The sequence below is a fragment of the Streptomyces sp. SID13726 genome (assembly GCF_010548375.1).
Lineage (GTDB): Bacteria > Actinomycetota > Actinomycetes > Streptomycetales > Streptomycetaceae > Streptomyces.
In genome coordinates this window covers 1-1,302 of the sequence record NZ_JAAGLY010000056.1, presented here as the reverse complement: position 1 = coordinate 1,302, position 1,302 = coordinate 1, and the positions used below count along the sequence as shown (strand labels likewise).

Below are 1,302 nucleotides of genomic sequence, written 5' to 3'. Positions count from 1 at the left end.
TGAGCTGTCCCGAGTTTCGTAGAGTCCGGTGATCTTGTTTCAGGCGGACTGCGGGACTCGTTCTTGGCCCTGCCAGAAGTCGCGTTCGTACTCGGCAGGTGGCACGTAGTCGAGCGCGGAGTGAAGACGCTCTTCGTTGTACCACGTGACCCATTGGAAGATCGCCCGCTCGACCTGGTCGACGTCCTTCCAGGGGCCTTGCATCTCGATCAACTCGGCCTTGAAGGTGCCGTTCAGCGCCTCGGCCATGGCGTTGTCGTACGAGTCCGCGACGGAGCCGACCGACGCGGAGGCGCCGATGTCGGCGAGCCGGTCGGTGTATCGAATTGATACGTATTGCGACCCGCGGTCGCTGTGATGAATGAGGCCGGAGTCCTTCTTGATGCGTCGGCGCCAGAGAGCCATCTCCAGTGCGTCCAGGGGCAGTTCAGTCCGCATGTGGTTGGCGATCTGCCAGCCGACGATCATCCGGGAGAACACGTCCAGGACGAACGCCACATACGCCCAGCCCGACCAGGTGCGGACATACGTCATGTCCGCGACCCACAGCTGGTCCGGCTGAGACGCGGTGAAGTCGCGGTCGACCAGATCCGGCGGCCTCGGTGCCGACAGTTCGGGGATTGTGGTGCGGCGCCGCTGCCCGCGGACGACGCCTTCCAGGTCGAGTTCGGCCATCAGCCGCTCGACCGTGCAGCGGGCCACATCGACGGCCTTGCGCCGCAGTGCGCGGGTGATCCTTCGGGCGCCATAGGTGCCGCCGGATTGGGCGTGGATCTCCTCGATCATGGGCATGAGCTGCTCGTCGCGGAGCCGGCGGGCCGACTTGGGCCGCTTCTTGCGGGCGAAGTACGTCGACGGCGACAGCTCCAGCACCCGGCATACGGGATCGACCCCGAGGTCCATCTGACGCAGGTGGTCGATCACCTGCTCGGCCTCGTCCGGGGACGGTCGATCTCCTGGGCAAAAAACACCGAGGCGGCTTTGAGGATCTCGTTCGCCCGCTTCAACTCGGCGTTCTCTTTGCGGAGTTGCCTGAGCTCGTCGCGTTCGGCGGTGGTCAGCCGGTCATCGCGCTCGCCGTGGTCGGCTTCGGCCTGGCGGACCCACTGCCGCAGGGCTTCCTTGTGGATGCCGAGGTCCTTCGCGACATGCGCGACGGGTCGGCCGGTGGTGCGGACCTCGCGGATCGCGCGCTCACGCAGCTCGTCGGGGTACTTCCGTGGTGCCGGCACTGATGTGGTTCTCCTTCGCCAGGACCGTAACCCTGGCATCAGGGACTCCACAAATCTCAGTACAGCTCAG

Annotated in this window: 1 protein-coding gene; it reads right to left on the bottom strand. The window is 65.5% G+C overall.

What is annotated here, in order from left to right; genetic code table 11:
- Positions 1-39: 39 nt before the first annotated feature.
- Positions 40-1,232, bottom strand: a protein-coding gene (locus G3I78_RS46285) for an IS3 family transposase (RefSeq protein WP_164436526.1) whose coding sequence is annotated in 2 segments (ribosomal slippage) — positions 40-968 and positions 968-1,232 — 1,194 coding nt in all. Because the reading frame shifts where the segments join, the coding sequence is not laid out codon by codon here.
- Between the last annotated feature and the right edge of the window lie 70 nt (positions 1,233-1,302).